Below are 24889 nucleotides of genomic sequence, written 5' to 3' on the forward strand. Positions count from 1 at the left end.
CAGGATTTCATGACAAGTCGGGGTCGAGACGATATCGCATTTGCTATAATTTTTGCTTCGACGCCTGAGGACGATCGCGAACAAGAAGTTCGCTGCGTTATGGACAAAGGCCAGCCGCTGCAGTTGCGGCGGCCATCGCTGTCCGCTTGTCGCAGACGACATGCAAGATTTCAGGTGCCTCGCGCGCTCGGCTCTCCGGTTGTTGCAAACACCGCGCTGGCATCGCTGACCATCACAACGTGGGAATAAGCTGCCTGTGCGGCAGCGATGCCATCCGCTCGCATGACGGCCATCACGATCCGACCGTGTTCCTCGTAGGACCTTGCCAAGCGACCGGGCAGCCGAAACTGCGCCCGCCGAAATGGGGCGAGCCGTGCCCGTGTCTGCGTCACCATCTCAAAGATGTGATCATTATGCGCCCCGCGATAAAGGCGGGTGTGGAATTCCGTGTTATGCGCCGAATACTCCTCTTCCGCGCCGGCATGCACGAGCCCCATTGAGGCCTTATGCTCCAACTCCAGCGTGCGCCGCTCGTCGACTGTCATACGCTCGGCCGAGAGCCTGGCGCAGATCGCTTCAAGTTCCGCCATCGCCTCGAACATCGAATGCAGATAGGTTTCGGTCACGGTGGTGACGACGGCGCTGCGGTTCGGCTCCCGGTCGACAAGCCCCATCGCCCCGAGTTCACGGAGCGCCTCGCGCACCGGTGTGCGCGACACTTCGAAACGAGCAGCCAGCGAGACCTCATCAAGCTTCTCGCCCGGCAGCATCTGTCCGGTCACGATCATGTCCGCGATCGCCCGCACCATCTGCTCGACGGTCGTCCCCGCTCTGATGATTTCTCTGCGCCTGATTTGCTTCAAGGAATGATTCTACATTTTTATGATTGCATACACATGCCCGCTCAAGCTGGCAAAGTCAAACATCAGTATATATGATTGATGTATCTAGCAAAAATGTATTCTGCACCATCGGATTCCCACCACTTCCAACCCAACGACCGAGATGTCGGACGATTTTATAGGCTATGCATATTTTTTCAGCTAATCTCAAGATGAAATTGCATGCACTTCTTGGATATCGGCCGCAGGCGTGACAATTTCACTCGTGAAATCAGTATAATAAAATCTGGCACGACCATTGCATACACTTTTCTGTAACCAATCGAAAACGGCAAAACCGCCGTCAGGGGAGCATTCCGATGACCAGACTCCTTTCCATGAAACGACGTCATTTTCTTCAGGCTTCCGCCGCCGCCACTCTCGTCGGCGCGGCGCCTGGTCTCCTCTCCTCCCGCGCGCTCGCGCAGACGGCCCTGACCGTCGGCTTCGTCTATGTCGGTCCCAAGGATGACTATGGCTACAACCAGGCGCATGCAGAGGGTGCTGCCGCCGTCAAGGCGGTGCCCGGCGTCACCGTCGTCGAGGAAGAGAACGTGCCCGAGACGGTGGACGTTCAGAAGACGATGGAATCGATGATCAATCTCGATGGCGCCACCCTGCTCTTCCCGACCTCCTTCGGCTATTTCGATCCGCATATGCTGGCCATGGCCACCAAATATCCGGACATCCAGTTCCGCCATTGCGGCGGGCTCTGGCAGGAGGGCAAGCATCCGGCCAATACCGGCTCCTATTTCGGCTATATTTTCCAGGGCCAGTATCTGAACGGCATCGCGGCCGGCCATGCGACGAAGAGCAAGAAGATCGGCTTTGTCGCCGCCAAGCCGATCCCGCAGGTGCTGCAGAACATCAATGCCTTCCTGCTCGGCGCACGCGCAGTCGATCCGACCATTACCTGCCAGGTGATTTTCACCGGCGAATGGTCGCTTGCGGTCAAGGAGGCGGAAGCCACCAACGCGCTGGTCGATCAGGGCGCGGACGTCATCACCTGCCATGTCGACAGTCCAAAGGTGGTCGTGGAAACCGCCGCCGGCCGCGGCGCCTTCGTCTGCGGCTACCACGCCAATCAGAGCCCTCTTGCGCCGGAGAAATACCTCACGGGCGCTGAATGGGCCTGGGGCAATGTCTATGGCGACTTCGTCAAGAAGGCGCAGGCCGGCGAAAAGCTCGGCAATTTCGTGCGTGGCGGCCTGAAGGACGGTTTCGTCAAGATGAGCGCGCTCGGCTCCGGCGTTTCCGAAGCGGGCCGCAAGGCATTCGAGGCGACGCATGCCGAAATGATGAAGGGCGGCTTCTCGGTCTTCAAGGGGCCGCTGAAGGATAACAAGGGCAACACCGTCGTCGCGGCCGACAAGAGCTACGCCGAAGACGCGATCGAGCTCGAAAGCATGAACTATCTGGTCGAGGGCGTCGTCGGGTCCACGGCGTAAACCGCGTGAGGGAGAAGCGCCATGACCGTTCAGGCCAATGATCCCGCAATATCAGTCGCTTCCGACAACCCAGCCGCGCTACGCCCCGTGCTCGAATGGATCGCACGCAGGGCCGAACCTGTGGTCATCGGCCTTGCGGCCATCCTCATCGGGCTCGGGCTCTTCTCCCTCTTCATCCTGGCGATCGGCAAATCGCCGGCCATGCTCTTCCAGCTCATGTATACCGGCGGCTTCGGCAGCTGGTTTTCGGTGCAGAACAGCTTAAGCCGTGCCGCACCCCTTCTCCTGACGGCACTCTGCGTCGCCCTGCCCGCCCGCCTCGGCCTCGTCATCATCGGCGGGGAAGGAGCGGTCGTGCTGGGCGGCGTTGCCGCCGCAGCCATGGCCATGCCGCTTGTCGGCGCGGCCCCCGTGTTTCCCACTCTTGTTCTGATGGCGATTGCCGCCATGGTCGTCGGCGGCATCTGGATCGGCTTTGCCGGCTTCCTGCGCCATTACCGCGGCGTCAACGAAACCATTTCTTCGCTGCTGCTCTCCTATATCGCCATTGCCCTGATGAACCAGTTCGTCGAGGGGCCGCTACGCGATCCGGCCAGTCTCAACAAACCCTCGACCAAGCCGCTGCCAACCGAATACATGCTGGGCAACATTCCCGGCATGGATGTGCATTGGGGCCTCGTGATCGGCATGCTCGCCTGCATCCTCTCCTGGATATTGATCGAGGTGACGAGCTTCGGTTTCGCCGCCCGCATCGCCGGCGGTAACGTGCGCGCCGCCCAGATCCAAGGTCTGCCGGTCGGAAGGCTGATCGCAGGCTTTTCCGCGATTGCCGGCAGTTTCGCAGGTCTTGCCGGCATGATCGAGGTCGTGGCCGTCCAGGGGAGCGCCAATGCCTCGCTCGCCGCGGGTTATGGCTATACCGGCATCCTCGTCGCCTTCCTCGCCCGCCACAATCCGCTGGCGATCATCCCGGTGGCGATCCTGCTCGGGGGCATCGATGCTTCCGGCGGCCTCATCCAGCGCCGCATGGGCCTGCCCGATGCCACCGTGCTGGTGCTGCAGGGTACGCTCTTCATCATCATCCTCTTCTGCGAGACCTTCTACGGGCGCTTCAAGATCTTCAATCCCGACCTCTGGAAAAGGAGCCTCTGATGGAAGAGACGGGCATCGGCATCTGGGGCGTGCCGCTCGCGATCCTGGCGGGCGCCATCCGCGTATCCACCCCCTTCATCTTCGTCAGCCTCGGCGAGACGATCACCGAGCGCTCCGGCCGCATCAATCTCGGCCTGGAAGGGACGCTCGTCTTCGGCGCGATGACGGCCTACGCCGTGGCCGTCATGACCAACTCGCCCTGGCTCGGCGTGCTCGCCGCCATGGCGACCGGCGCCATCTTCGGTCTCGTTCACGGCTGGATCTGCAAATGGCCGAAGGTGAACGACATCGCGATCGGCATCGCCATGATGCAGTTCGGCCTGGGCCTCGCCTTCTTCCTCGGCAAGTCCTTCATTCAGCCTGCAGCGCCGCATCTGCCGTCGATTCCCTTCGGTTTCTGGTCGAGCCTGCCGCAGATCCAGGCAGCGCTGAACATCAATGTTCTCTTCATCCTGGGGGCCTTGCTGGCCTTCACCCTCTGGTGGGCCTTCCGGAATACGCGGCTGGGCCTCATCCTGCGCGTCGTCGGTGACAGCACGGATGCGGCGCGCGCCATGGGCATCAATCCCGATCGGGTGCGCCTGCTGGCCACTGCCGTCGGCGGGTCGCTGGCGGCGATCGGCGGCGCCTACCTGTCGCTCTATTATCCCGGATCGTGGAACGAGGGCATTTCTTCAGGCCAAGGCTTGATGGCCGTCGCACTCGTCATCTTCGCCCGCTGGAACCCAATCGGCTGCTTCCTCGCCGCGCTGCTATTCGGCGGCGCCGGTGCGCTCGGGCCGGCGTTGCAATCGATCGGTGTGACCCAGGGCTATTATCTCTTCTATGCCGCGCCCTACGTGCTCACCCTCGTCATCATGATCGCGACCTCCTCACCGACACGTTCGCTTGCCGGTGCGCCGGGGGCGCTCTCGCTGACGAAGTGAGGCGGGAGCAGCTGATGTCCAACCGCGGCGCATTGAACGGATCGAAACGGTCGAACCGGCGGCAAAAATTCAAACTTGCGGCTGAATAGGAGAAGAAGACGATGGACGCCATGGTCGAGACCAAAGGACATTATATCGACGCCGATCCCTATCCCTGGCCCTATAACGGCGCCCTGCGGCCGGACAATACCGCCCTCATCATCATCGACATGCAGACCGATTTCTGCGGCAAGGGCGGTTATGTCGACCACATGGGTTACGATCTGTCGCTGGTTCAGGCGCCGATCGAACCGATCAAGCGCGTGCTGGCCGCCATGCGCGCCAAGGGCTATCACATCATCCACACCCGCGAGGGTCATCGCCCCGATCTCGCCGACCTGCCGGCCAACAAGCGCTGGCGTTCACAGCGCATTGGCGCAGGCATCGGCGATCCTGGCCCGTGCGGACGCATCCTCACACGCGGCGAACCCGGCTGGGACATCATTCCTGAACTCTACCCGATCGAAGGCGAGACGATCATCGATAAGCCCGGCAAGGGCTCGTTTTGCGCCACCGACCTGGAGCTGATCCTCAACCAGAAGCGCATCGAGAACATCATCCTCACCGGGATCACCACCGACGTCTGCGTTTCAACCACGATGCGCGAGGCGAACGACCGGGGCTTCGAATGCCTGCTGCTGGAAGACTGCTGCGGCGCGACCGATTACGGCAATCATCTCGCTGCCATCAAGATGGTGAAGATGCAGGGCGGCGTCTTCGGCTCCGTCTCCAATTCCGCAACGCTCGTGAGCCAGCTGCCATGAGCACGATCCGCGACACGCCACTCCCGCAGGCCGGCAAGGCCGTCGGCATCGATACTATGGACATGACAATGCGCTTCGGCAGCTTCACCGCGCTTGACCATGTCTCGATCAAGGTGCCAGCCGGTAGTTTCCATGCGCTGCTCGGCGAGAACGGCGCCGGCAAGTCGACGCTCGTCAAATGCATCATGGGTTTCTATCACGCGACAGCGGGCTCGCTCTCCATCGATGGCCGCGAAGTGGCGATCGCATCGCCAAGGGACGCGGCGACCTATGGCCTCGGCATGGTCTATCAGCACTTCACGCTGGTCCCGTCGCTAACGGGTGCCGAAAACCTCGTCATCAGCCGCGCCGAAGTCCCTGCTGTCATCAAATGGGCGAAGGAGCGGAAGGATCTCGCCGCCTTCATGGAGCGCATGCCCTTCCAGATCCCGCTGGATCGCCCGGTGAGCGAACTGGCCGCCGGCGAGAAACAGAAGCTCGAGATCGTCAAGCAGCTCTATCTCGGCCGCTCCTTTCTGGTCCTCGACGAGCCGACCTCGGTGCTGACGCCCGCAGAAGCCGACGAGATGCTCGGCCTGGTGCGCGGAATGACGGAGCGCGGCGAACTGACCGTGCTGATGATCTCCCACAAGTTCCATGAGGTGACGAAATTTGCCAATGCCGTATCGATTCTGCGGCGCGGCAAGCTTGTCGGCTCTGGAAAAGTTGGGGAAGTCTCCACGGCCGAGATGGCGACGATGATGATCGGCGACGTCAAGCTCGCCGAGCTCGACAGCCGCGTTCCCACCCCGCAGAGCGTCAAGCCGGTCCTCAAGGTCGAGCAGGTCAAGGCGCCTGACCGCTCGGGTCTCAAGACCATCGAAATCGACGAGCTCATGGTTCACGCCGGCGAGATCGTCGGCATCGCCGGGATATCAGGAAATGGCCAGAAGGAATTGACCGAAATCCTCGCCGGCCAGCGCCCAACGGAGACCGGCCGCGTTATCGTCAACGGCGACGCCTACCGCGCGACACGGCCCGAGACGCGCAAGAACAATGTCCGTTTTATTCCCGAGGAGCCGCTGCAGAATGCCTGTGCGCCGCGCATGACGGTCAGCGAAAATCTCGCCTTTCGAACGTTTGACCTCAAGGCAGATGGAAAGGACGCGATCTGGCTGAACAAGGGCAAGATGAGGAAGCGCGCCGCGGCGCTGATTTTCGATTTCAAGGTGAAGACAGCCTCGTCTGCCTCGCCGATCGCGGCACTTTCCGGCGGCAATGTGCAGCGCGCCGTGCTTGCCCGTGAACTCACCGGCAAGGTGGATCTGCTCATCGTCTCGAACCCGTGCTTCGGCCTGGATTTCTCGGCCGTCGCCGAAATCCGCGCCCGCATCATGAAAGCGCGCAATGCTGGCGCTGCCGTGTTGCTGCTCTCCGAGGACCTCGACGAGCTGCTGGAGATGTCCGATCGCATCATGGTGATTTCCGAAGGTAGGCTGGTCTACGAAACGCCGGCCCGCTCAGCCGACATCGGCGTGATCGGCGCCCATATGGCGGGGCATCACTGATGGCGGAGATCAAGGCAGAACCCTTCGCCTTTCCGGTGAAGCACGACCAGCTCGCCCTGATCGTCATCGACATGCAGCGTGATTTCGCCGAGCCCGGCGGCTTCGGCGCCAGCCTCGGCAATGATGTCAGCCGCATCACCAGGATCGTGCCCGATGTCAAACGACTCATCCAAGGCTTTCGTTATGCCGGGCTGCCGGTCATTCACACGATGGAATGCCATCGGCCCGATCTTTCGGATCTGCCGCCGGCGAAACGCGACCGCGGCAATCCGACACTCAGGATCGGCGACGAAGGCCCCATGGGCCGCATCCTGATCTCCGGCGAGCCCGGCACAGCAATTCTGCCGGAGCTTGCTCCGGTCAAAGGCGAGGTCGTCATCGAAAAACCGGGCAAGGGCGCCTTCTATGCGACCAAGCTCGGCGAAGTGCTGCAGCAGAAAGGTATCAAACAGCTGGTTTTCGCAGGCGTGACGACCGAAGTCTGCGTGCAGACCACCATGCGTGAGGCCAACGACCGCGGCTATGAATGCCTGCTCGCCGAGGAGGCCACGGAAAGCTATTTTCCGGAGTTCAAGGCCGCAGCCATCGCCATGATCCGCGCCCAGGGTGCAATCGTCGGCTGGACGGCTCATGTCGACGCCATATTGGAAAGCATCGCCCATGCCTGAAACAACCCGCGAATTGCTGACCTCAGGTGGCTGGAAGGATCTCGAGTTCGGCCCCTTCCGCGATCAGGTGACGATCCACTGGATCCGACCCTTTGAGGGTGATCAGCCAGGAGTAGCGCTGCTGAAATATGAAGCCGGCGCCGGCGTTCCCCGCCACCGGCATGATGGGCTCGAAACAATTCTCGTGCTCGACGGCGTGCAATCGGATGAAGCGGGCGATTACGGCCGCGGCAGCTACATTGTCAACGGGCCCGGCACCGAGCACTCGGTCTGGAGCGAAACCGGCTGCGTCGTCCTCATCCAGTGGGACCGGCCCGTCAGAATACTGGAAGAGAAAACAGTATGAAGCAAACGATACCACCGCGCGGCCGGGATTGGCAGATCGATGGAGTTGATAAAACTTCCGCTTCCAGTTCCAGCCCCCTTAGAATGACTTGCAGTTGAGCGGATTCGAACTGTCGTTAAACGGACATCTCGCATCATCAACGGTTAGGGCATTCCAAACGACATAGTGCAGTTTATCGGCGCCGCCTATTTCTGCTCCGCCTTTCCCGACGGCTTCGTGGCTGCCTCTACAGCGCCGCCCTGCAAATCCGCCTCGTCCCCGACAATGGCGGCGGCCTCGTCGAGCAGGACGTCCTTCGCCTTCTTGCGGGCATTTTCCATGGCGATATCGGCGCTCAGGCTGCGCTCATCCGCCTGCAGGCCGTCGTCGCCGGCAAGATCGTCGCCATCGCCGGCTTCGGCGCGCGCCTTGAACCGTGCTTCCCGGGCGGCCGCTTCCTTGCGGCGTTCGGCTTCGTTCAGGGAAACGACGCCCTTCTCGCGCTGCGCCTTCAGATCGGCGATGTCCTGCAGCAGACGCTGGAAATCCTGATCGCCCTTGATCCGCGTTTCATGGCGGCTCTGCAAAGCCGGCAGCAATGCCGTAACATCACCTTCCGGCGCATATTTCGCCGGCTTGATCTCCGCCCATGGCAGGGCATTGTCATAACTGGTCTCGCCGAAGTTCGCCAGATCCGACAGTCCCGGCAGGCTGATATCGGGGGTAACGCCGCGCAGCTGCGTCGTGCCGCCGTTGATCCGGAAAAACTGGGCGATCGTCACCTTCAGCTCGCCGAATTCGGGTTTGCTGTTGTGGACCACCTGGTCGAGATCGACGACCGTCTGAACCGTGCCCTTGCCGAAACTGGGCTCGCCGATGATCACGCCGCGGCCGTAATCCTGGATTGCCGCGGCAAAAATCTCCGAAGCCGAAGCCGAGCCGCGGTTGATCAGAACGCCCAATGGGCCCGTCCAGGCAGGCGTTTTAAGGTCGGCGCTCTTGACCTCAATCTTGCCGTTGCCGGCGCGCTGCTGAACGACCGGGCCCTTGCCGATGAAGAGGCCGGTGAGATCGATCGCCTCATCAAGCGAACCGCCGCCATTGTTGCGAAGATCGATGAGAACGCCGTCGACCTTTTCCTCGCTCAGTTCGCCGAGAAGCTTGGCGACATCGCGGCTGGCGCTCTTGTAATCCTTGTCGCCCTTGTTCTTGGCTTCAAAATCCTCATAAAAGACCGGCAGGGTGATGATGCCGATCTTGCGCGTGGTCTCGCCCGCCTTCACCGACAGCACGGTCTTCCTGGCGGCCTGCTTGTCGAGGCTGATCTTGTCGCGCACCAGGCTGACGACGCGATGCACGCCGTCGGCGCCGGCATCGGCCGGCAGGATGTCGAGCCGCACCACCGAGCCTTTCTTGCCGCGGATCATCTGCACGACCTCATCGAGACGGGTGCCCACCACTTCCTTGATCGGCCCGTCCTTGCCCTGGCCGACGCCGGTGATGCGGTCGCCGACGGCGAGCTTGCCGGAGAGCTGCGCCGGCCCCCCGGGCACGAGTTCGCGGATCGTCGTATAATCGTCCCGCTCCTGCAGAACCGCGCCGATGCCGAACAGCGACAGCTTCATCGAGACGTTGAAATCGGCCGAAGCAGTCGCACCGAAATAATCCGTGTGCGGGTCGATCGAATTCGAATAGGCGTCCATGAAGGACTGGAAGACGTCGTCGCTCTTGAACTTGTAAGCGCGCTCGAGCGTGTTCTCATAGCGTTTGTCGAGCGTCTCGCGAATGGCCGCATCGTCCTTGCCGCCGAGCTTCAACCGCAGCCAATCGTTTTTGACGCGCTTGCGCCAGAGATCGTTGCTTTCGGCTTCCGACTGCGGCCAGGGCGCCTTGTCGCGCAGCACTGCATAATCTTCCTTGCCGCTGAAGTCGAAGCCCTGCTTGAGCAGGCTGCGCGCATAGGTCATGCGGTCGACGACGCGCCGTTCATAGGCGTTGAAGATGGCAAAGGGGATCTTCAGGTCCTGCCGCTCGATGGCGTCGTCGATCTCGTTGCGGTCAGCCATGAACTTGTCGATGTCGGCCTGCAGGAAGAGCATGCGGTCGGGATCAAGCGACTTGATGAACTGATCCATCACCCTCGCCGAGAGAGCATCGTCGAGCGGAACCGGCTTGTAGCTGTATCGCGACAGAAATTGCGCGCTCAATTCAGCCGCCTGGGCCTGCCGCGTCAGCGGCTTCAAGACGGGTGGCGCTGCGACCTCGGCATAGGCGGACGGGGCGAGTGCAAGAAATGCACCGAGAAAAACATAGGCTATGCGCATTCAGTCTTGATCCAATTCTTAATGCCGAGGGTGGATGTATGAACTAAGTGAGGCAATTGTGGTTTTTTGGCAAGCAGGGGAGAATTGTTGGCCCACGAAGCCAGAAAAAACGATCCGGCGACGAGTATTGCGGTGGCGGGCACAAATCGCACCCACGGGCGCTCGCAAAGTTTGGGTTGACCGCTTTCGGCGGCGAGGCGACAGTTGAGCAGCAGCAAGGCAGGAGGAACATGATGGACGAGCAAGACCGCTGGCGCCAGATGGCAAGCGCACCGAGAGACGGCAGCCGCATCCTGGTGACGATCCGAGCATCCGAACAGGGGCCGGCGGAAGTCGACCTCGCCTACTGGTCGCATGGCGATCAGTTCGGCGGAGAAGGCTGGCGCGCCTCGGATTCTTCGCCCGGGCACATCATCGAATATGCCGAGCCGGAGTTGAAATGCTGGATGCCGATGCCCTCGGCCAACCGCACCTCGATGCCCTCGCCCTGGGAAGGCGACGACGACGAGCAGCTCGACGGATCGGGGATTTGAAGCCTCGCGCCGGCCCTGTTTCCCCGGGGTCGGCGGATCGTACTGCGGGTGGAGGAAGGTTCAGTCGAAAAAGCCGGCATCCTCTTCCCTGAGATATCTCCCGGCCGCCTCAGCGTCGATGTCGAGACCCAGCCCGGGCGCTTCTAGTAGGTCCACCATGCTGTCCTGCACGATCTGCGGCGGCAAGCCGATTACAAGGTCCTCCCACCAGGGGTCCGAAGCGGTCGGATATTCGAAGGCGACGTAATTTGCCGGCAACGTGGCGCAGACATTGATCAGCGCGCCGAGTCCCAGCAGGCCATTAGCGACGCCATGCGGTGCCATCAGGATCGAGTGCATGTGGGCGTGCTCGGCGACCCATTTGAGCTCGGCCATTCCGCCAATGTCGGCTGGATCGGGCCCGATGACGCGGACCGCCTGCGTCTCGATTAGTTCCTTGAAATTGTGCCTGACGTAGTCAGGTGTCGGGATCACCGCTCAGCCGGACTCTTGGCTAGTGATTCTTGGTTAATTGTACCCCATCGTAAAACGCTCTATTTTTCGTCCTGAGTGCCGCGACGAGACGGGACGTTCTGCTTCGCAGCGCCGTCGGACCACTTCGGTTACGCACCAATCCCAGGTGCCGTTCGACGACACGATCTACGAGGAGACGAGCGATGGGCGCAACGACGCCGGACAACATCATGCAGCTTGGCATGGGGTTCTGGGCCTCCAAAGCCCTGCTCAGCGCGGTCGAGCTCGGCGTCTTCACCGAGCTCGCAGCCGGCCCGGCCGACCTGACCGACCTTCAGGCCAGGCTGAAACTGCATCCCCGTTCGGCCCGCGACTTCCTCGACGCCCTGGTGGCCCTGAAGCTGCTCGAACGCGAGGACGGCCGCTATCGCAATGCCACCGATGCGGACCTCTTCCTCGACAAGGCGAAGCCATCCTATATCGGCGGCATCCTCGAAATGGCCAATGCCCGGCTATATGGTTTCTGGGGCTCGCTTACCGAAGCCCTGCAGACCGGAGAGCCGCAGAACGAAGCCAAGCACAGCGAGGACCTCTTTGCTGCGATATACGCGGATCCGGCACGGCTGCGGGGGTTCCTCGAGGCGATGAGCGGGATCAGCGCCGGCGCGGCGCAGGCGATCGCCGAGAAGTTCGACTGGTCGAAATACACGAGCTTCGCCGATGTCGGCGCGGCGCAAGGCATGGTACCGGTGGTGATCGCCCGAGCCCATCCGCATCTCCATGCCCTCGGCTTCGACCTGCCCGCCGCGCAGCCTATATTTGAGGAGTTCGTCGCCCGGCATGGCCTTGCCGACCGCATCCGCTTCCAACAGGGTAATTTCTTCGACAGCCCGATGCCGAATGCGGATGTGATCGTGATGGGGCATATCCTCCACGATTGGGATCTTGCCGAGAAGAGGATGCTGCTGGAAAAAGCCTTCGCCGCGCTGCCGAACGGCGGCGCCCTGATCGTCTACGACGCCGTCATCGACGATGAGCGCCGCAGCAACGCCTTCGGCCTGCTGATGAGCCTGAACATGCTGATCGAGACCCGCGGAGGGTTCGACTACACCGGAGCCGACTGCCAAGCCTGGATGCGCGACGCCGGTTTCGTGTCCACGCGCGTCGAGCCATTGCTGGGGCCGGATTCGATGGTCATCGGATTCAAGCCCAGCTGAGCGCCCCAACGCTCGATCAACCTTTTTTGCCGCGGCGACTCGCGTCCGCAACAGGTTTTTCACGAAAAGCCCCGCGGTTGTTGCGACCGCGGGGCTTCTCGACGCCTCACCCGGGAGAGGGGATCAGGCGGCCTGGACTTTTCGGTTGGTGCGGGCCCATTCGGGCAGCCAGTCCCCGTGAGCGGCGAGCAGGTCGTCGACCAGCGACCAGATCTGGTCGAGGTCGAGTTCGGCCGCCGTATGGGGGTCCATCATCGCGGCGTGATAGATGTGCTCGCGATTTTCCGTCATCAGCGCCTGCACCGTCAGTTCCTGGACGTTGATGTTGGTGCGCATCAGCGCTGTCAGCTGCGGCGGCAGGTCGCCGATGAAGGTCGGCTGGATGCCGGAGGCGTCGACGAGGCAGGGCACTTCAGCGGCGCAATTTTCCGGCAGCGAGGTGATGCAGCCATTGTTGCGGACATTGCCGTAGATCACCGAGGGTTCGCCGGTCCAGACCGAGTTGATGATCGAGGAGGCATATTCCTTCGACGGCTTGACCTCGATCTTGTCGGCGCTGCGATAGGCCTCGGCCTGGCCCTTCCAGCGCTCGATCTGCTCGATGCAGCGCTTCGGATATTCATCGAGCGGAATGCCGAATTTCTCGATCAGGTCCTCGCGGCCCTCCTTGATGAAATAGGGCGTGTATTCGGCGAAATGCTCGGAGCTTTCGGTGACGAAATAGCCGAGCCGCGTCAGCATCTCGTAGCGCACCTTGTTCGGGCAGCGCGGGTTCCAGCCGGGCTTCGGCGCCCTGCCCTCGCGATAGGCGCGCAGGAGATCGGGATAGAGGTTGCGGTACGAGCCATCGGCCTGGCGATGCTCGAATTTGAGATAGAAGGCCATGTGGTTGATGCCGGCGGCGCGATAGCGGATTTCCTCGTAGGGAATATCGAGATCGTGCGCCAGCTCCATCGCCGTGCCCTGCACCGAATGGCAGAGGCCGACCTGACGGATCGTCGGATATTTCTCCGATATCGCCCAGGTGTTGATCGCCATCGGGTTGACATATTGCAGCATGATCGCCTCGGGGCAGACGGCGAGCATGTCCTCGCAGACCTTCCAGAGATGCGGCACGGTGCGCAAGCCCCGCATGATGCCGCCGACGCCGAGCGTATCGGCGATCGTCTGGCGCAGCCCGTATTTCTTCGGCACCTCGAAATCGGTGACCGTGCAGGGCTCGTAGCCGCCGATCTGGAAGGCGACGACGACGAAATCGGCGCCTGAAAGCGCCTTGCGCTGGTCGGAATAGGTCTCGGCCTTGGCCTTGACGCCGAACGTCGAGATTAGCTTGTTGACGACGATGGCGCTTTCTTCCAGCCGCTGCGGATTGAGGTCCATCAGGGCGATGGTCGCGCCCGACAGAGCGGGACGCTGAAGCACGTCGCCGATGATGTTCTTCATGAAGACGGTGGAGCCTGCTCCGATGAAAGTGATCTTGGGATTTCCTGCCATTATAGCCTCCGGCATTCGATAATCATGCTACCTCGAAAGCGGCCTTGACGAGCCGTTCGGTGTAGGCGGTCTTGGGATTGGTGAGAACTTCGTCGACGGGCCCCTCTTCCATGATCTTGCCATGCTGCATCACGATGACTCGATGGCAGAGAGCGCGGACGACCTTGAGGTCGTGGGAGATAAAGAGGTAACTCAAGCCCCGCTCGTCCTGCAATTTGCGCAGGAGCTCGATGATCTGGGCCTGGACTGAAAGGTCGAGCGCCGATGTCGGCTCGTCGAGCAGGATGAATTCCGGCTCCAGCGCTATGGCGCGGGCGATCGCGATGCGCTGTCGCTGGCCGCCGGAAAATTCATGCGGGAAACGCGACAGGATATTGCCGGGCATGCCGGCGGCAACAAGCGCCTCGCGCACCCGGTCCTGCCGTTCGGCCCGCGTCGCGCCGAGCCGGTTGACGACAAGGCCTTCCTCGATGATCTGGCCGATCGTCATGCGCGGATTGAGCGAGGAGAACGGGTCCTGGAACACCACCTGCATGCGGGCGCGCAGGGGCCGCATCTCGGCCCTGGAAAGCCCGTGGATCGGCTGGCGGTCGAAATGGATCTCGCCCGCCTGCGGCGTGTTCAGCCGCAAGATCGCCTGGCCGAAGGTGGTCTTGCCGGAGCCGGATTCGCCGACGAGGCCGAGCGTCTCGTGACGGCGCAGCGTCAGGCTCAGGCTGTCGACGGCGACAAGCTCGCGCATCTCGGGCTTGAGGAAGGTGCCGTGACGCAGCATGAAGCCGACCCGCACGCCCTTGGCATCGAGGATGATGTCGGAGCCCTCCGGCAGCGGATTGGCTTGTCCACGAGGCTCGGAGGCGAGCAGATGCCGGGTGTAGGGATGCTGCGGATTGGCAAAGAGCGCCTCGGTGACGTTGTGTTCGCGCACCTCGCCATGCTGCATCACATAGACGTAGTCGGAGAACTGCCGCACGACAGTCAGATCATGGGTGATGAGGATGACGGCCATCCCCAGCTCTTTCTGCAGGTTGCGGATGAGGTTCAGGATCTGCGCCTGCACGGTGACGTCGAGCGCCGTCGTCGGCTCATCGGCGATCAGGACGTCGGGATCATTGGCGAGCGCCATGGCGATCATCACACGCTGGCGCTGGCCGCCGGAAAGCTGATGCGGATATTGCCGGAGTCTTGCCGCCGGATCGGGGATCTGCACATGTTCGAGCAGCTCGAGCGCCCGCCTTTCCGCATCTTTCCGGCTCATCCGGCGATGGGCGCGGATTGCCTCGACGATCTGGCTGCCGATCGTATAGATCGGGTTCAGCGAGCTCATCGGCTCCTGGAAGATCATCGAGATACGGTCGCCGCGCAGCTTGCGGCGCGCCCGCTCGGAAAACTTCAGGATGTTGCTGCCGTCATAGGAGACCGTCGATTTATCGGAGACGACGGCGCGCTTCGACAGCAGCCCCATCACCGTGCGCGCCGTCACCGATTTGCCGGAGCCGGATTCGCCGACGATGGCGATCGTCTCGCCGCGATAGAGCTGGAAGGAGACGTCCTTGACGGCTTCGACCATGCCGTCCTCGACCTTGAAATTCACCGCCACGTTGCGGGCGTCGATGATCGGGGTTTCCGAGCGGCCGTCATGATCGTGGCGGACGGGCGGGGCGAAGGAATTGACCAGTGCAAGAGCCATATCAATCACCTCAATAAGGATCGACCGCATCGCGCAGTCCGTCGCCGAGCGCATTGAAGGCGAAAACGGTGACGAGCACGAAGCCGACGGGAGAGAGAATCCAGGGATAGGAACCGATGACCGAATAGGTCGCCGTATCCTGCAACATCAGCCCCCAGGAGATCAGCGGCGGTTTGACGGCGAAGCCGAGGAAACCGAGGAAGGATTCCAACAGAACGACGCTCGGTATGTGCAGCGTCACCGCGACGATGACGTGGCTCATCACGTTGGGCAGGATATGCTGGATGATGATGCGCCGGTCGGTCGCGCCGACGGCCATCGCCGCCCGGACATAATCGATGCGGGCAAGGGCCAGGGTCTTGCCGCGCACCTCGCGCGACATCTGCGCCCAGCCGAGCGCCGACATCACGACGATCACGAAGGCGAGGAAGACATTGGTCGGCGCCGTCACCGGAATCAGCGAGGTCAATGCGAGATAGAGCGGCAGCTGTGGGAAGGCGAGCACCAGTTCGACGAAGCGCTGCAGCCAGATATCGAAGGTGCCGCCGAAATAACCCGAGACCATGCCCACCGTCGTACCGATGAGTGTGACGATGAAGACCACTGTCAGCGCGATCATCAGCGAAATCCGCGAGCCGATAATGGCGCGCGACAGCACGTCGCGGCCGAACTTGTCGGTGCCGAGGAAATGCACCGGCTGGCCATCCGTCGAACCGAAGAAGTGCCGGTTCGCTGGAATGAGGCCGAACAGCTTGTACTCAGCACCTTCGACGAAGAAGCCGAGCAGCCGCGGATTGTCGTAATCCATGCCGACGATCGGCTGAAAGGTGACCGGATCGAGCTCCTCGGAATCCGACAGCGCATAGACGCGCGGCCGGAAGACGAAATTTCCGTCCTTGTCGTGGAAGCTCATCACCTGCGGCGGCGCGAAGCCGACATCGGTCGCCTTCGGATCCATTGGCGCGAAAAAATCGGCAAAGACCGCCATGATGATCAAAAGCCCGACGAGCACCAACCCGGCCATGCCGGTCCAGGAGCGCCGCAACCGGCGCCAGACGAGCGCAAGGTAACTTTCGTTGCCGTGTGACGGCTTCCTGATCGCAGGTTCGGTTGTTGGTGGCGTGTCGGAAGAATCGAAAGCAAGCATCTCAGGCTCCTCCGAACTGGCGTACGCGCGGATCGAGCAGAGCGAGCAGCATGTCGGCGATGATGTTGCCGACGATCAGCGTTGCCGACAGAACCATCATGAAGGTGGCCGTGACATAGACGTCGCCGATCGCCATCGAGCCGACGATCGCCGGGCCGACGGTCGGCAGCGCGAAGATGATCGCGGTTTCGATCTCGCCGGTCAGCATGTAGGGCAGCACCACCCCCTGATACATGACGAGGGGATGCAGCGCGTTCGGCACTGCATGGCGCATCACCACCGCGCCGCCGGAAAGACCCTTGGCCTTTGCCGTCTCGACATATTGCGCATTCAGCGTGTCGAGCAGATTGCCGCGCATGACGCGCATGTTATAGGCGAGCCCGCCGAAAGTGGCGATCGCGACAACCGGCCAGACATGGCTGACGAGATCGACGAATTTCGCCCAGGACCACGGCGCCCCTCCATATTGCGGCGAGAAGAAGCTGCCGATCTCGGTCACGTTGAACTGGAAAACCAGGAGATAGACGATGATCAGCGCCATCAGGAAACGCGGCACCGTCATGCCGAGGAAGGAGACTGCCGACAGCGTGCTGTCGATCCAGCTATATTGCCGCGTCGCCGCCCAGATTCCGAAGCCGATGCCGAGCACCGAGGCGAAGATATGGCAGACGAGCGCCAGCAGCAAAGTGCGCGGCAGGCGCTCGCCGACGACGTCGGCGACCGGCTTGTTGTAGAACATGCTGTAGCCGAAATCGCCGCGTGTGACGATGCCGCCGATCCAGTTGACGTATTGGACGACCATCGGCTTGTCGAGGCCGTGCTCGACGCGGTAGGCCTGCGCCTGCGCCTCGGCCTGGGCGTAGGATGCGCCACCCTGATTGATCAGCTGCGATCTTATGTAATCGGCATAGTCGCCGGGCGGCGCCTGGATGATCGCGAAGGTCACCACGCTCAGGATGAAGAGAACGGGGATCGCGGAGGCTATGCGCACGAGCAGGAATCGTAACATCGAACGGTTCGCTTCTCTCTGCCGCCAGTCGCTCCTTGTCAGCGCGGCCGGCTCGTTGGTCATATCAGGCCGCGCGTCACGCGCGGCCTGGATCTCGTTTCAGCTGGGAGGGAACTCTCCAGCGCGTCGCACGATCTGCGAGGCGCTTTTGTTTCACATCAGTTGATCGGGCCCTTGTCGCCGGGCTTGCCGGGCAGCTGCTCGGGGAACAGCTCGTATTTGCCCTGCTTGTCGGCAGCCACCCAGAGGCGTTCGCGGATCACCGAATCTTCAGCCCAGTTGAACATCATGATCGGCGTCCCCTGCGGCACGTTCGAGAAGCGCTTGTTGATGATCAGGGCGCCCGGATATTCCGTCAGGCCGACCGTGTTGACGTGTTCCGTCGAGATCTTCTGATACTGCTTCATCAGACCGACGCGCTCGTCGTTGTCCTGGCTCGTCCTGAACTTGTTGACGACGTCGACGAGCTGCGTTTCGAAGGGCATCAGATCGAGCTGGTCATCCTTGCCGGCGCGATGGTGCCAGCTGGTGCGCGGACCGACGGGGGCAAGCTGCTCGGTATTCTGCACCACCGAAGACAGCTCCGTCGTGTTGCGCTGGATCAGCCAGTCGAAGCGGCCGGCATAATGGGCATCATCACGCTTGGCGCCATCGAGCGCATTGAGGACGATCTTCAGCCCGAGCTTCTCCATCTGGCCGACGACACCTTCGGCAAGGCTCTTGTCGGTCGTGTACTGATTGTTGATCAGCATGACGATTTCGACATCCTTGCCGCCCGCCGTACCAGCGGGGAAGTTGACGATGCCATTGCCATCGGTGTCCTTGAGGCCGGCTTTGGCGAGTTCCGCCTTGGCGCCTTTCAGGTCATAGGGATAGTAGACGGTGGAGTTGCGGTCGTAGAAGCTGGTGCCGGAGGAAAGTCCGCCCGGATAGATCGCCGTAAACGGCCCCTTGACCAGTGAGTCGCCGATCGCCTTGCGATCCAGCGCCATGGTGACGGCCTTGCGGAAATCCTCATTGCGGTTGAGCTCGCGGATCGCCTGGCCACGCTCGTCCGGGTTGCCCCAGCCATTGGCGGAGAAGTTCATGCGCAAGTTATAGCCGATCAGGCGCGGTCCGAAGGCCAGGCGGGCGGGCGCGGTTTTTTCGGCGGCGCGCTTCAGCGAAGCGACGAAGTTTTCCGGCTGCTCGAGGTTGGAGAAATCGGCGGATCCGGCCACCGCCTGAACGTCACGGTCGGCCCAGGTCGAGAGCTTGTAGTGCAGCTCGTTGAGATAGGGCAGCTGATTGCCCTTCTCGTCGGTCTTCCAGTAGTAGGGGTTGCGGCGCAGGACGATGATGTCGTCGGGGCGATATTCCACAGGCACCCAGGCGCCCATCACGGGCATGTTCATGAACTCCGGCGGGAAGGCGTTCTTGAACTGGTCGTAGGTGTTCTTCGAATATTTCGGATGCTGGGGTTTCAGGATATGCGACGGACCCGGGCAGAAGTTCGGGTAGGACATGGTGTAGAGATATTGCTTCGGGAAGGCTTCCTTGAAGGTCCATTCGACGGTGTAATCGTCGATCTTCTTCAGCGTCGTGCCGACACCGAAGGCCTCAGGCGAAGCGCCGCCGCCAAGCGGCGAGACATTGGGATCGATGACCTCGTCTTCCCAGTAGAACATGATGTCGTCGGCGTTGAACGGCGCGCCGTCGGACCACTTGGCGCCTTCGATCAGGTGCATGGTCAGCTTATGGCCGTCCTCCGACCAGTCCCAGCTCTTGGCAAGGTTCGGCAGCGGCTCCGTATCCTTGGCTTCCACCTGGAAGAGCGGTGCGGTGCGCGTCAGGCATTCGGAGAGACCGATATCGATGCCGCCCCAGCCCTGCGTCTGGCCGGCACCATAGTTCCAGCCCTCAGGCCGGCCGCCGATGACGTGACGCATCGTATCGCCGTAAACGCCGATGCCGTCGGGCATATTGCCTGTTTTGAAGACCAGCGGTTCCTTCGGCAGCCGGTCCTTGACGGGCGGTAGCTTGCCGGTGGAGACGAAATTCTTGGTGACCCAGTCGGGCTCGTGATATTCGGGCAGCGCCTTGAACTCCAGAATGGAGTCGCGCGCGACATAATTGATCTTGCCTTCGGCCGGAAAGTTCGGCGGCACCGGCGGAACGGTCGGCTCGGAGGCATAGGCGTTCAACGCCATGACCGAGACGCCGAGCGCCAGTCCGGCGAGAATGCTTGCGTTGCGGAAATTCATCATCGTTTCTCCCTCTGTTCCGGAGCGCGAATTAGGCGGCTCCTTTTCCTCGCACGATGTGAAGGCGGGTCTGATGTCATGGACCTCCCTCCCGGAAACCCATGACGACCCGTCTTTCACGAATTTACACGGCCTGTTTCAGAGCCGCCTTTTCGGCGCGCAGCTCCTCGATCGAGCGGACGTTGCGGCGGGCGGCGCCCGCCCAGTCGCGGGTCTGCACCTTCGATTTCGACAGCCGCTCCTTGGCGGCCGGCACGGCATCGGCATATTGCGGCAGCCAGCGCGCCTGGGCAACGACCATCTCGTCGACCATCTGCCAGACCTCCTCGGGCGTCGAGACGGCACCGACCAGCGGATCGTGCAGCACGGCAAGCTTCAAGAGGTCGATATCGCCCGAGACCGCCGCATGTACCGACATGCGCTGGACGTTGATCGAGGCGATGCAGGTCGCCGCACAAGCCTCCGGCAGGGTGACGCCCGAAACCATGTTGATGCCGAAGCGATCGACGAAGCCGGGCGATTCGATGATCGCATCAGACGGCAGGTTGGTGATGACGCCGTTGTTCTTGACGTTGAAATGGCCGCGATAGACCCGGTTCGTTTCCAGCCCCTCCAGAATGTGGCTGGCATGTTCGTTCGAGCGTTTGGCGGGATCGATCGGCTTGGAGGCGGATTCCAGGAATTGCGGGAATTCCGTCTCGAACCAGTTGCGGGTTTCCGTCGAGTGCCGGAGGTAGCCGCCGGTCTCGCCGTGGATCCAGTCGGACATATCGATCCAACGGGTGATCTCTTCCGGCCGCTTGCGGTACCAGGGCAGGTATTCCGAGAGGTGGCCGTTGCTTTCGGTAGAATAGACCCCGAACCGCTTCAGCACGTCGATGCGCAATTTCTCCTGCTGCGAATAGACGGGATGCGCCTCGAAGGCGGCGACCAGCTCGTCCTTGCCGATCTTGCGGCCGTTGAGGCGCAGATCGATGAACCAGGTCTGGTGGTTGATGCCGGAGCAGATGTAATCGAGCTCGCGCACCGACTTGGCGCCGAGCACCTCGGCGATCTGTTCGGCGCCGTGCTGGACGCCATGGCAGAGACCGACGGTGTCGACCTTGCCGTATTCGATCGCCGCCCAGGTGTTCATCGCCATCGGATTGGCGTAGTTGAGGAACTTGGCGCCGGGTTCGGCGACCTCTCTTATATCCTTGCAGAAGTCGAGGATGACGGGAATGTTGCGCTGGCCATAAAGGATGCCGCCGGCGCAGATCGTATCGCCGACGCACTGGTCGATGCCGTATTTCAGCGGGATCCTGATATCGTCGGCATAGGCTTCGAGCCCGCCGACCCTGACGCAGCTGATGATGTAGCGCGCGCCTTCCAGCGCCTTGCGCCGGTCGGTCGTTGCCGTCACCTTGGTCGGCAGCTTGTTTGCCTCGACGACCCGGTCGAGAATCGCCTTGATCATTTCCAGATTATGTTCGCTGATATCGGTCAGCGCGCATTCGATGTCGCGAAACTCCGGAACGCACAAAATATCGGTGAACAGCTTCTTGGTAAAACCGACGCTGCCCGCACCGATGATAGCGATTTTGAAACTCATGATCTTCACCTCGACCCAATCGAATGCTAGAGAAAAGATTGATACGGAGGAGCAGACCGCATGCCGGCGCATGTGGTTGAAAAAGCCGTAAAACTGCCTGTTTTCCTCCCGGCCGCTCCATCGGCCGCGGTCTCTTCTTTCTTGTCGAGCGGGATTATGCCCGAAATCGGCAGGGCGACCAGAGAAGGATTATGCTTTCAGGGGTAATTTTGTGCTGCAGGATTTGATTGCCAACGGACAGGCGATGAGGACGGTTTCGCTGCCCCGCGGCCGGCAGCGATTGCACGCCATGCCGACCAGCGCCGGCTATGAAGTGCGTGAGAACGAGACCTACGACTGGGACGGCCGCCGGCGCGGCCAGACGCCCTTCACCGTGCTGCAGCACACGATCAGCGGCACCGGCCGGCTGCGCTACCAGAACCGCAATTACCGCCTCCAAGGCGGCGACACGCTGCTGGTGCTCGTCCCCCACAACCACCGCTATTGGCTGGAGAAGGGCGAGCGTTGGGAATATTTCTGGATCTCGATGAACGGCGAGGAAACGCTGCGCATTCACCAGCTGGTGCTGTCGACCGCCGGCCCGGTGCTGAAGCTGCAGCCTGCGACGATCGATCACCTGGCCGATTGCAGCCTGCGCCTCGTCAAAGGCGCGACGTCGCCGGGGGCGGCCTCGGCGATCGCCTACGAAGCGGCGATGGCGCTCTATGACGACGTCTTCGGCTCGCCGGCCTTTGCCGCCGAGCTCAGCGTGATGCAGCCGGTCATCGACCATATCAACGCCAATCTCGACAAACCGCTGCCTGTCGGCGAACTTGCCGCCATCGTCGGCCTCAGCCGCGCGCATTTCTCGCGCAGCTTCGCCGAGAGCGAAGGCATGCCGCCGGCCGAATTCGTGCTGCAGCAGCGCCTGCAGCGCGCCGTCAAGCTTCTGACCAAGGCGGACTTCCTGCCGGTCAAGGAAGTCGCCATCATGTGCGGCTTCGAGGACGCCAACTATTTCTCGAAGGTCTTCCGCCGCGTCTACGGCACCAATCCCACCGAATTCCGCACGACCGGCATGTATGCCAGCATCGGAAAGCCGAAATAGCCGGCGTCGTTCGTTCAGGCCCGCACCTCGAACACCATGTTGAACGGCGTTTCGGTGGCGCGGCGGAAATGCGTGAATCCGGCGTCCAGCGCCACCTTTCGCAGCCTCATCTCTCCTGCCTGAGCGCCGAGCCCAGCCCCACCTCCTGTGAGAGCGATGCCGGTGTGCAGATCATCGTCGAGGCGCCGTAATAGACGCGGCCCACCGGATTGAGGTTGTCCTTCAGATGGTCGTGGGCAAAGGGTTCGACAATCAGCCAAGTGCCGTCCGGGGCAAGCGTATCCTTGACGTGCCGACCGGCGCCGACCGGATCGCCCATATCGTGAAGGCAGTCGAACATGGCGACCATATCATAGCCGCTCCCGGGAAATTCGGCCGCCTTGCCCTGCTCGAACGTCACGCGATCGGCGACGCCAGCGTCTTTAGCGGCGGCCTTTGCCCTTTCGATCGAAGGGCCGTGATAATCGAAGCCGGTGAAACGCGAGGCGGGATATGCCTGCGCCATCAAGATGGTCGAGGCGCCGTGACCGCAGCCGACGTCGGCAACCCTGGCGCCTGCCTTGAGCTTTTCCTCCATCCCGGCAAGAGCCGGAATCCATTCATTCACCAGATGGCTGTTGTAGCCCGGGCGAAAGAAGCGCTCGGTTCCGCGGAATAGGCAGGTGCTGTGCTCATGCCAGCCGAGGCCCGTGCCGGTGCGGAAAGCTTCGGCGACCTTCGCCTCGTCCATCCACATGGATTGCACGACCTCGAAGGCGCCGACGAAGAAGGCGGGGCTGTTTTCCTCGGCAAAAACCATCGCCTGTTCCGCGGTCAGGCTGAAACGATCTGTTTTTTCATCGTAAGTGACATAATCGGCGGCAGCCTGGGCGCTCAGCCATTCCCGGAGGTAGCGCTCCTTCACGCCGGTTTTCGCGGCGAGCTGCTCGACGCTCAAAGGTGTCCCGTCGGCCATCGCCTTGAACAACCCCACCTTGTCGCCCAGCACGACCAAGGCACCTGACATGGCGGCGCCGACGTCTCCAACGAGACGACCGACCAGCGCATCGAGTTTCTGCATATCCGGCTCACGCATTGTTGCCTCCCGGGTGCGTGATAAAGCGGCTTAAATTAGACTCTCATGATATTCAGTCAATCAACCTTCCTATCGCCCAATGAGGGTAGCGCGGTCCGATCGGGTATCACGAACGCACGCGACCCACCCCTCAGAGGCGGACAGCGTGCGCCGTTCCGCGTCACCACCACATTCGCTTGCTTTCTTCTCCGGCGGTTACATCTCTCATAGTTGCTGACCGAGACGACCATCGGTGATTCAATGCCAGATAATGACTTTAATCTATCTCCATCTCAGTGCCGCGCGGCACGTGCTCTTCTCGCGTGGTCCGAGGAGGATCTGTCTTCAGCCTCCAGGATCGCCAAGGCGACGATTGCCGGTTACGAGGCTGGAAAACTTTCCCCTGATGACCAGGCCTTGCGTGATATGAAACGCAGCCTGGAAGATGCGGGCGTGCTTTTCATCCCGGAGAATGGTGGCGGCGCCGGCGTTCGCTTGGCAAGATCTGCATCGGCTTCTATAGACACTGACGAGACCGAGACGGTCCAATACGAAGAACATCTCAAAAACGACGCCCCTCCCGGCGCTGGCGGTTGAATGGCAAAGAAACAGAAGCTTGAGCACTCCGAATTGGCGGGGGAATTTACCGAAGACGGGGTTACGGTGCTCGTCGATATCTTTCGAGCCGCCGGCAGCAATGAAGACTGGACGATGGAAGTCGTCACCCAGGCGGAGGATCTGATCCGCTGGGAGGAGCCCTTTGCGACCGATCGCGAGGCCTTCGACGAATTCCTGGCGGTCGTGGAGCGGGACGGCATCCGCTCCTTCCTCGACGATGAAGAACCTTCCGTGCATTGAGGGGCAGCCCGGTGAAAAGCATCAATGATCTCGTCGCCTCGGCGAAAACCGTCTGCGAGCGATATCGGGCCGGGCGGATGGAGCGCGAGACCGTGCGCGAGTGGGTTCTCCGGCTCGGGGCCTATCCCTCGCCGCACGGAGATCGCGTGCGTGACGCCGCCGAATGGTTCCGACTGCACAATCGCGAACCTGTTTCCGAAGATATCGTGCTGGGGGACATTGACCGGCTCCAGGCGATTTCAGCTCCGTAATGGGGGCGTGCGAACTCTGTCTGGAATAACCTCAGCCCGATCCGGACTGGCGCAATTACGCCGTTACTCGACGGCGTAGGACCAATGACGATTGTGAGCCTTATGCATAATGGCTTATCCAGCTTCGGGAGGGAGAGGTCTGGGGTTTTGCAGCTTCGGCAAATGTGACACGCTCACAAGGCTGACAT

Annotated in this window: 21 protein-coding genes and 2 pseudogenes; 13 read left to right on the plus strand and 10 right to left on the minus strand. The window is 61.7% G+C overall.

Features of this window, described 5'->3' with window-relative positions; all coding sequences use genetic code 11:
* Positions 1-170: 170 nt before the first annotated feature.
* Positions 171-863, minus strand: a complete 693-nt coding sequence (locus ACQ7C1_RS17940; protein WP_221112809.1) for a GntR family transcriptional regulator — start codon at positions 861-863, stop codon at positions 171-173.
* A 338-nt stretch (positions 864-1201) separates the two neighbouring features.
* Between ACQ7C1_RS17940 and ACQ7C1_RS17945 the strand changes: the two genes are divergently transcribed.
* From ACQ7C1_RS17945 to ACQ7C1_RS17975, 7 genes are all read left to right on the plus strand, one after another.
* Positions 1202-2329: a BMP family ABC transporter substrate-binding protein gene (locus ACQ7C1_RS17945; RefSeq protein ID WP_430959263.1), complete on the plus strand. Its 1128-nt coding sequence runs from the start codon at positions 1202-1204 to the stop codon at positions 2327-2329.
* 21 nt (positions 2330-2350) lie between these two features.
* A complete protein-coding gene (locus ACQ7C1_RS17950) occupies positions 2351-3481 on the plus strand; it encodes an ABC transporter permease (RefSeq protein ID WP_430959264.1) in 1131 nt (376 codons plus the stop codon).
* Positions 3481-4407: an ABC transporter permease gene (locus ACQ7C1_RS17955; RefSeq protein WP_221139141.1), complete on the plus strand. Its 927-nt coding sequence runs from the start codon at positions 3481-3483 to the stop codon at positions 4405-4407. The genes ACQ7C1_RS17950 and ACQ7C1_RS17955 overlap by 1 nt, the downstream gene beginning before the upstream one ends.
* Positions 4408-4508: 101 nt before the next feature.
* Positions 4509-5210, plus strand: coding sequence for a biuret amidohydrolase (gene biuH / locus ACQ7C1_RS17960; RefSeq protein WP_088682443.1), 702 nt, complete (start codon positions 4509-4511; stop codon positions 5208-5210).
* Positions 5207-6757 (plus strand): ABC transporter ATP-binding protein, encoded by a 1551-nt coding sequence (locus ACQ7C1_RS17965; protein ID WP_430959265.1) that lies wholly within the window; start codon positions 5207-5209, stop codon positions 6755-6757. Before biuH ends, ACQ7C1_RS17965 begins: the two co-directional genes overlap by 4 nt.
* On the plus strand, positions 6757-7425 hold the full coding sequence (locus tag ACQ7C1_RS17970) for a cysteine hydrolase family protein (protein ID WP_097598874.1): 669 nt from the start codon (positions 6757-6759) through the stop codon (positions 7423-7425). The genes ACQ7C1_RS17965 and ACQ7C1_RS17970 overlap by 1 nt, the downstream gene beginning before the upstream one ends.
* Complete coding sequence (locus ACQ7C1_RS17975) at positions 7418-7771, plus strand: cupin domain-containing protein (protein ID WP_097598873.1); 354 nt, start codon at positions 7418-7420, stop codon at positions 7769-7771. The genes ACQ7C1_RS17970 and ACQ7C1_RS17975 overlap by 8 nt, the downstream gene beginning before the upstream one ends.
* 185 nt (positions 7772-7956) lie before the next feature.
* On the opposite strand, the gene ACQ7C1_RS17980 is transcribed toward ACQ7C1_RS17975, so the two are convergent.
* Positions 7957-10074: a carboxy terminal-processing peptidase gene (locus tag ACQ7C1_RS17980; protein WP_430959266.1), complete on the minus strand. Its 2118-nt coding sequence runs from the start codon at positions 10072-10074 to the stop codon at positions 7957-7959.
* A gap of 233 nt (positions 10075-10307) precedes the next feature.
* Here ACQ7C1_RS17980 and ACQ7C1_RS17985 point away from each other — a divergent pair, with 233 nt between their 5' ends.
* Positions 10308-10607, plus strand: a complete 300-nt coding sequence (locus ACQ7C1_RS17985) for a hypothetical protein (protein WP_064695736.1) — start codon at positions 10308-10310, stop codon at positions 10605-10607.
* Positions 10608-10667: 60 nt separating this feature from the next.
* On the opposite strand, the pseudogene ACQ7C1_RS17990 reads toward ACQ7C1_RS17985, so the two are convergent.
* Positions 10668-11063 (minus strand): annotated as a pseudogene (locus ACQ7C1_RS17990) (enolase C-terminal domain-like protein); the annotation flags it as partial.
* Positions 11064-11263: 200 nt separating this feature from the next.
* Between ACQ7C1_RS17990 and ACQ7C1_RS17995 the strand changes: the two are divergent.
* On the plus strand, positions 11264-12277 hold the full coding sequence (locus ACQ7C1_RS17995) for a methyltransferase (protein WP_430959267.1): 1014 nt from the start codon (positions 11264-11266) through the stop codon (positions 12275-12277).
* Positions 12278-12400: 123 nt separating this feature from the next.
* Here ACQ7C1_RS17995 and ACQ7C1_RS18000 read toward each other — a convergent pair whose 3' ends face one another.
* The 6 genes from ACQ7C1_RS18000 to ACQ7C1_RS18025 all read right to left on the minus strand — a co-directional run bounded on the left by ACQ7C1_RS18000 (position 12401) and on the right by ACQ7C1_RS18025 (position 21451).
* On the minus strand, positions 12401-13771 hold the full coding sequence (locus ACQ7C1_RS18000; protein ID WP_430959268.1) for an alpha-glucosidase/alpha-galactosidase: 1371 nt from the start codon (positions 13769-13771) through the stop codon (positions 12401-12403).
* Between the two features lie 22 nt (positions 13772-13793).
* Positions 13794-15461 carry an ABC transporter ATP-binding protein gene (locus tag ACQ7C1_RS18005; protein ID WP_430959269.1) on the minus strand — a complete coding sequence of 556 codons (1668 nt, stop codon included), beginning with the start codon at positions 15459-15461 and terminating at the stop codon, positions 13794-13796.
* A gap of 10 nt (positions 15462-15471) precedes the next feature.
* On the minus strand, positions 15472-16608 hold the full coding sequence (locus tag ACQ7C1_RS18010) for an ABC transporter permease (protein WP_183704557.1): 1137 nt from the start codon (positions 16606-16608) through the stop codon (positions 15472-15474).
* Between the two features lies 1 nt (position 16609).
* Complete coding sequence (locus tag ACQ7C1_RS18015; protein WP_430959270.1) at positions 16610-17617, minus strand: ABC transporter permease; 1008 nt, start codon at positions 17615-17617, stop codon at positions 16610-16612.
* 158 nt (positions 17618-17775) lie between these two features.
* On the minus strand, positions 17776-19863 hold the full coding sequence (locus tag ACQ7C1_RS18020) for an ABC transporter substrate-binding protein (protein ID WP_097598856.1): 2088 nt from the start codon (positions 19861-19863) through the stop codon (positions 17776-17778).
* Between the two features lie 121 nt (positions 19864-19984).
* Complete coding sequence (locus ACQ7C1_RS18025) at positions 19985-21451, minus strand: alpha-glucosidase/alpha-galactosidase (protein WP_430959271.1); 1467 nt, start codon at positions 21449-21451, stop codon at positions 19985-19987.
* Between the two features lie 244 nt (positions 21452-21695).
* Here ACQ7C1_RS18025 and ACQ7C1_RS18030 point away from each other — a divergent pair, with 244 nt between their 5' ends.
* Complete coding sequence (locus ACQ7C1_RS18030; protein WP_430959272.1) at positions 21696-22538, plus strand: AraC family ligand binding domain-containing protein; 843 nt, start codon at positions 21696-21698, stop codon at positions 22536-22538.
* A 14-nt stretch (positions 22539-22552) separates the two neighbouring features.
* On the opposite strand, the pseudogene ACQ7C1_RS18035 reads toward ACQ7C1_RS18030, so the two are convergent.
* Positions 22553-23613: pseudogene (locus ACQ7C1_RS18035) on the minus strand (class I SAM-dependent methyltransferase).
* 240 nt (positions 23614-23853) lie between these two features.
* Here ACQ7C1_RS18035 and ACQ7C1_RS18040 point away from each other — a divergent pair.
* The 3 genes from ACQ7C1_RS18040 to ACQ7C1_RS18050 are packed head-to-tail and all read left to right on the plus strand — an operon-like array spanning position 23854 to position 24701.
* Positions 23854-24189 (plus strand): helix-turn-helix domain-containing protein, encoded by a 336-nt coding sequence (locus tag ACQ7C1_RS18040; RefSeq protein ID WP_430959273.1) that lies wholly within the window; start codon positions 23854-23856, stop codon positions 24187-24189.
* Complete coding sequence (locus tag ACQ7C1_RS18045) at positions 24190-24450, plus strand: hypothetical protein (protein WP_430959274.1); 261 nt, start codon at positions 24190-24192, stop codon at positions 24448-24450. It abuts the gene before it with no gap.
* An 11-nt stretch (positions 24451-24461) separates the two neighbouring features.
* Positions 24462-24701, plus strand: coding sequence for a hypothetical protein (locus tag ACQ7C1_RS18050; RefSeq protein ID WP_430959275.1), 240 nt, complete (start codon positions 24462-24464; stop codon positions 24699-24701).
* Positions 24702-24889 lie beyond the last annotated feature (188 nt).

Source organism: Rhizobium sp. Nf11,1, assembly GCF_050587665.1.
GTDB lineage: Bacteria > Pseudomonadota > Alphaproteobacteria > Rhizobiales > Rhizobiaceae > Rhizobium.